The organism is Burkholderia sp. HAN2018, assembly GCF_024704855.1.
Classification (GTDB): Bacteria; Pseudomonadota; Gammaproteobacteria; order Burkholderiales; family Burkholderiaceae; genus Burkholderia; species Burkholderia cepacia.
In genome coordinates this window covers 1-5968 of record NZ_QOBB01000330.1, presented here as the reverse complement: position 1 = coordinate 5968, position 5968 = coordinate 1, and the positions used below count along the sequence as shown (strand labels likewise).

7 protein-coding genes are annotated in these 5968 nt (G+C 71.0%); 3 read left to right on the top strand and 4 right to left on the bottom strand.

Annotated elements, in window-relative coordinates:
* The 3 genes from DPV74_RS38335 to DPV74_RS38325 all read left to right on the top strand — a co-directional run.
* The coding region (locus DPV74_RS38335) for a PDZ domain-containing protein (RefSeq protein WP_162923261.1) at nucleotides 1-315 on the top strand (315 nt) is incomplete at its 5' end.
* A 237-nt stretch (nucleotides 316-552) separates the two neighbouring features.
* Entirely contained in the window at nucleotides 553-1764 is a 1212-nt protein-coding gene (locus tag DPV74_RS38330; RefSeq protein ID WP_119339074.1) for an MFS transporter, read from the top strand.
* Between the two features lie 173 nt (nucleotides 1765-1937).
* Nucleotides 1938-2477, top strand: a complete 540-nt coding sequence (locus DPV74_RS38325; protein ID WP_059488020.1) for a DUF4303 domain-containing protein — start codon at nucleotides 1938-1940, stop codon at nucleotides 2475-2477.
* Nucleotides 2478-2547: 70 nt separating this feature from the next.
* Here the strand turns inward: DPV74_RS38325 and DPV74_RS38320 are convergent, their stop codons facing one another.
* The 4 genes from DPV74_RS38320 to DPV74_RS38305 all read right to left on the bottom strand — a co-directional run bounded on the left by DPV74_RS38320 (nucleotide 2548) and on the right by DPV74_RS38305 (nucleotide 5878).
* Nucleotides 2548-3246, bottom strand: a complete 699-nt coding sequence (locus tag DPV74_RS38320; RefSeq protein WP_059683801.1) for a fumarylacetoacetate hydrolase family protein — start codon at nucleotides 3244-3246, stop codon at nucleotides 2548-2550.
* A 125-nt stretch (nucleotides 3247-3371) separates the two neighbouring features.
* Nucleotides 3372-4313 (bottom strand): helix-turn-helix transcriptional regulator, encoded by a 942-nt coding sequence (locus DPV74_RS38315; RefSeq protein WP_027791818.1) that lies wholly within the window; start codon nucleotides 4311-4313, stop codon nucleotides 3372-3374.
* A gap of 119 nt (nucleotides 4314-4432) precedes the next feature.
* Complete coding sequence (locus DPV74_RS38310) at nucleotides 4433-5218, bottom strand: YkgJ family cysteine cluster protein (RefSeq protein ID WP_119339073.1); 786 nt, start codon at nucleotides 5216-5218, stop codon at nucleotides 4433-4435.
* Between the two features lie 60 nt (nucleotides 5219-5278).
* The gene (locus tag DPV74_RS38305) at nucleotides 5279-5878 is read right to left on the bottom strand and encodes a uracil-DNA glycosylase family protein (RefSeq protein ID WP_119339072.1); all 600 of its coding nucleotides are present in this window, start codon (nucleotides 5876-5878) and stop codon (nucleotides 5279-5281) included.
* Nucleotides 5879-5968 lie beyond the last annotated feature (90 nt).

Here is a 5968-nt window from a genome sequence, read left to right as displayed (position 1 = left end):
GCACGACCGGGGCCGGGAGCGAGTGCGGGCGCGGGCGCGGGCGACGGCGGCGACCGCCTCGGGCTGACGATGCACGCGCTGAGCGACGACGAGCGCCGCTCGACCGGGCTCGCGGTCGGGATGATGGTGGACGCGGTGCACGGCCCGGCGGCGAACGCGGGCATCCGGCCGGGCGACGTCGTGCTGGAGCTCAACGACACGCTGCTCGAGACGCCGGACGACGTGCAGTCGCTCGAAGCGAACGGCGGCAGCGTGATCGCGGTGCTGATCCAGCGGAACAACGCGCGGAGGTTCGTGTCGGTGCGTACGCGCTAGGGCGTTGACGCGGTCGGTATCGTCCGCCTACCATCGTCCGGTATCGTCCGACACCGCACCAAGCCAGCCAGGCAACCAGGAGCCATCCGGCATGAAAGCAGCAACTTTCATCGTAGTCGTACACAGGCGCAGGGTCCGGTAGCGGCACCGCGCCGGCATCCCTGCGCCCCCGACTCGTTCGGGGGCTTTTTTTTGCATTGCGCACGGCCGTGCGGCACGTGCGCGGAGGACATCCGCTTGCAACCGAACCTGCCGATCGCTTCCGAACGGGCGTCGCCGAGGCACGCGACGCTGATCCTGCTGTGCGCGTGCTCGGTGCTGCCGCTGAGCCTGTTCCTGCCGTCGCTGCCGGCAATCGCACGCGACCTGCGCGCCGACTATGCGCTCGTCGCGCTTTCACTCGGCGGCTACGCGGCGGTGGCCGCGTCGCTGGAGTTCGTGATGGGGCCGCTGTCGGACCGGTTCGGGCGGCGGCCGGTCGTGCTGGCGGGCGTCGGCATCTTCGCGCTCGGCTCGCTCGGCTGTGCGATGGCGACCGATATCCGGGTGTTTCTGGCATGCCGGCTGATGCAGGCGGCGATCACGTCGGTCTATCCGGTGTCGATGGCGACGATCCGGGATACCGGCGGCGGTGCGCGCGCGGCGAGCCGGATCGGCTATGCGGCGATGGCGGCCGCGTTCGCGCCGATGCTCGGCCCGACGCTCGGCGGCGCGCTCGACCAGACGGCGGGCTGGCGCGCGAGCTTCTGGCTGCTCGGCGCGGCGGGCGTCGCGCTGTTCGTCTGGTGCGGGTTCGATTTCGTCGAAACCCATGCGGACCGGTCGTCGAGCCTCCGGCAGCAGCTGCGCGCGTATCCGGCGCTGCTGCGCGCGCGCCGTTTCTGGGCCTACGCGCTGTGCATGGCGTTTTCGACCGGCTCGTTCTACGCGTTCCTGGCCGGCGCGCCGCTGGCCGCGCAAACGGTGTTCGGCATCGCGCCCGCGGAGATCGGCTTCTACATGGGAACCATCACGGCCGGCTTCGTGTGCGGCAGCTTCCTGGCCGCGCGTTACGCGCGCCGCTTCGCGCTGGCCACGACGATCCTGTGCGGTCGGATCGTTGCATGCGCGGGACCGTTGATCGGCCTCGCGTCGATGTTCGGCGGCGCGACGCATGCGATCGCGTGGTTCGGGCCGTGCGTGCTGGTCGGCATCGGCAACGGGCTGACGAATCCCGGTGCCCATGCCGGCGCGGTGTCGGTGCGCCCGACGCTGGCCGGGAGCGCGTCGGGGCTGGCCGGTGCGATGACGATCGCCGGCGGCGCCGCGCTTTCGTCGCTGACGGGGGCGGTACTGACGCCCGGCAACGCGGGTTATGCGCCGCTGGCGATGATGCTGCTGTCGGCCGCGATCGCGCTGGCGGCGGCCGTCTGCGTGCGGGTGTTCGACGCGCGGGACGCCGGGCGGTGAACGCGAATACGCAGCATCGCCGCGCCGGATCGGGCATCGGTGCAGGCATGGGTGCGGGCACCGCTACCGTGCCGCGGGCGATTGGCGGACAATCGATCGCATATCGGGAGACGACGAACCCGCCGCGCGCCGAGCATGCTCCGGCGCGCGAAGGGCGGTTGGACGAGGGAGCGATGAGCGACTTTTCTGATTTCCAGCGAGACATCGCCGACGCCGCGAGAGCGACATTCAGGGCGCTGCGGGCGCTGCACCCGGACGAGCATTTCTACGCGTTCGCGCTCTATACCGACAGCGGCGCGATGACGGTGGTGCCGGCCGCCAATTCGGTCGAGGGGCTGCGCCGGGTCCGCGAGCAGCAGGCCGTTGCGGATGACGACCCGTGGTATGCGTGGGGCTTTTCGGAATGGGCGTATGCGGCGGCGGAAGCGTCGCCGTTCAATGCGATCTGCGGCAAGCTCGCCGATGACGTGCTGAGCCCGCAGTTTGTCCGGTCGAGATTTCCGGAATTTTCGCGGCAACTGCACGCCGACATGATCGGTGCGTTGCGCCTGCTCGACCGCGAGGGCCTGTTCGGCACCGGCGACGAACGGGCGGCGATCACGCTGTTCGTGTCGATCAGCGACGACGACGCGGCCGAAGCGCTGGAAAACGAATCGGCGAAAGCGCTGAATCCGCCGGCCGTCGCCGACGCATTCCTGCGCCGCTACGACTGACCGAAATCGGGATATCGCACGGCGGCCCCGCGCGGGCGGCCGCCGTGCTTGCTGCGTCACGGCTTATGGCTTACGGCTTCGCGCCCACGACGAACTCGAACGTCGCGACGCCGTCGACGCCGCCCGTCACGCGGTCGCCCGGTTGCAGCGCGCCGACGCCGGCCGGCGTGCCCGTGAAGATCAAATCGCCGGCCTTCAACTCGACCGAGCGCGACACGTAAGCGATGACATCGGGCACGGCCCAGATCATGTCGGCCAGGTCGCCTTGCTGGCGCGTGTCGCCGTTGACCGCGAGCCAGATGCGGCCCTTGGCCGGATGACCGGTGGCCGACGCCGCGCGCAGCGCGGTCACGGGGCCCGACGCGTCGAAGCCTTTCGCCCAGTCCCACGGACGGCTCAGTTTCTTCGCTTCGGCCTGCAGGTCGCGGCGCGTGAGGTCGACGCCGACGCCGTAGCCCCATACGTGCGACAGCGCGTCGGCCGGGTCGATCGACCGCCCGTCCTTGCCGATCGCGACGACCAGCTCGATTTCGTGATGGAGGTCGTTCGTCAGCGGCGGATAGGGGACGGTGCCGCTGGCCGGGACGATCGCGTCGGCCGGCTTCGTGAAGAAGAACGGCGGTTCGCGGTCGGGATCGGCGCCCATTTCGCGCGCGTGGTCGGCGTAGTTGCGGCCGACGCAGAAGACGCGGCGCACCGGAAAGCGCGCGGACGACTGGTCGACTTCGACGGAAGGACGCTCGGCAGCGTCGATGACATAGGCGGACATCGGATGGCCTCGTTCGGTGGGAAGACGGATGCCGCGCCCGTGCGGCGCACGGGCCGGCATGCGTGCAACGATACCCGACGCCCGTGCCGCCGGATGCGACGCAACTGCGTTTTACCGGGACAAAACTACGCGTCGGGTGCTGCCGGCGTGTCGTCGCCGTCCGGCAGCGCGGCGTTCGCGTCGCGGTACGCCTTCGGCGACACGCCGACCCGCGCGCGGAAGCGCCGCGCGAAATACCCTTCGTCGCGGAAGCCGACCGAGCGGGCGATGTCCGCGATGCGCCGGCTCGTGTGGGCCAGCAGCGACTGCGCGAGCGCGATCCGGCGCTCCGTCACGAGATCGGTGAAGGTGCTGCCGGTTTCCTTGCGGACCAGGTGCGCGAGGTAGTTGGGCGACAGGAACGCCGCCTCGGCGGTCGCGGCGAGCGTCAGGTCCTCGCGGGTGAGGTTGGCGCGGACGTGCCGCAGCACGCGCGCGAGCGCATCGCGCCGGCCGGCGCGCTGGGCGCCGCGCTGCGCGAGCTTGTCGAGCGCGCCCGCGTACTGCGTGCAGACGAGCCCGATCAGCTGCAGCAGGTAGCCGCGCAGCAACGTGGTCGAGCCGAACGTGCGCACGCGATCGGTGTCGAGCATGCACAGCGCGAGGCGGCGCGCTTCGTCGTAGGTGTCGCCGGTCAGGATGAAGTCGAGGTGTTCCTGGAAGCGGAACGGCGTCAGCTCGGGAAAGCGGTGGGCGGGCACGTCCTCCAGGTCGAGCGGGTCGACGTCGAGATCGGCGCGCAGGAACGCCTGGCTGAAGTTGATCACGATGAAGTGCGCGCCTTCCGGATGCGGGATCAGGTGCTCGCGGTGCGGCAGCACGAATGCGAGCGCGCCGCGCGGAAACGGCCGCGTGACGCCGCCGATCCGCTGCTCGGTGTCGCCGCCGAGATTGAACTGGATCTGGAAATACGCGTGCCGGTGCGGCTCGGTGATCGCCTGGCGCGACGCCTGGTCGCGGATGTAGAAGTCGAGCCGGTCGCTGCGTTCGGGCATCCCGTACAGGCGCGGCGGGGCGGTGGAGGGCATGAAGGATTCTGCTGGTCGTGACGCGGTTGAGCCGCGATGGTACAGCGAACCGGGCGCGACGGCGATCCGTGCCACCTTGCGGCCTGGCCCGGAACCGCTCGCGGCGTGCCGCGCGGCGGTCATTCGTCCGGGTGGAAACCGAGGTAGCGGGCGTGCGGGCTGTCGCCGCCGGCGCGCCGGCTTGTCCCGCCGACCGATGCGAGCGTGTCCACCGTTGTTGCGCGGTTCGAGATCAGCGTCCACGCGATGGTGTCGTCGGCGCCGGCCGGTGCGGACTCCGATGTGCGCAGATCCGTCAGCGCGGCAAGCAGCGTGGCAGCCGGCGGCGCGTGGATCGCGAACCCTTCGTTGGCCACGGCCGCCGTGTCGATCCCCAGCCTCTCGCACAACCGTGCCCGCAGCGGCGTTTCGGCTTCGCTCGCCGCGCGCGAGCGCGCGATGTTCTCGTGGGTGGCCGCGTCGACGATCGTGCCGCCGCGGACGAACGGCGTTTGCTGCCACGCGTCGGGCGAGCATTGCTTGCCGGCCGGTGCCAGCGGCACGAACGGATTCACTTCGGCCGGGTAGATCCGGCACACGAGCGGTCGCTCGTCGTAGATCGCGCACCGCAGGTCGTCGCGCAGGTTCGGGCACGGCCCCGCGTGGGACGCCGTGAGCATGACCGTCACGCGGACGGGCAGCGAGCCGCTGAGCGCGGCGGTCGAGCGTGCGCGTTTGTACGCGGCGAACGCGTTGTCGGGCTCGGGCTCGACGAGCCACGGCATCGCATCGCACAGCAGCTCCACGTGGCCGCCGCGTTGCAGCCACGCGGTGGCCTCGTCGATCGTCAGCGGAATGCGCAGGTCGCGGCAGCATCCGCCGCAGCCGTTGCAGGCAAAGTCGAGGTCGGTAGGGGTGTCGTTCATGCTTGATTCGATACGGATGACGGGGTGTCGCGAAGCGTCGCGACACGGCGGTGATTTCGTTTACCGGGCGACCAGCGGCGCGACCCGGCGCCGCAGCTCGGGCACGACGTCGGCGTCGAACCAGGGGTGGTGCTTGAACCACGCCTGGTTGCGCGGCGACGGATGCGGCAGCGGCAGCACGTCGGGGCCATAGTCGCGCCATGCGTGGACGGTGTCCGTCAGCGTGGCCTTGCGCGCGTCGCGCAGGAAATGCCGCTGCGCATACTGGCCGATCAGCAGCGTAAGCCGGATCGACGGCAACCCGGCGAGCAGCCGGTCGATCCACAGCGGCGCGCATTCGGGGCGCGGCGGGTTGTCGCCGCTCGTGCCGCGGCCCGGGTAGCAGAAGCCCATCGGCACGATCGCGAAGCGGGTTTCGTCGTAGAAGGTGTCGGCGTCGACGTCGAGCCAGCCGCGCAGCCGCTTGCCGCTCGCATCGTCCCACGGGATGCCGCTCGCATGGACGCGTGCGCCCGGCGCCTGCCCGACGATCAGGACGCGCGCGTCGCGATGGGCACGCACGACCGGGCGCGGGCCGAGCGGCAGGTCGGCTTCGCAGGCACGGCACGCGCGGATTTCAGTGAGCAGCACGTCGAGCGGCGCGCGCGTGGGTTTCGGCATCGAATCGGATCGGGGACGGAGGGGGCGTGCGGCGCCCCGGGGGCGCGTGCCGGGCGCCGACAGGCGGCCCGGGCAGGCGTGGCGCGGGAG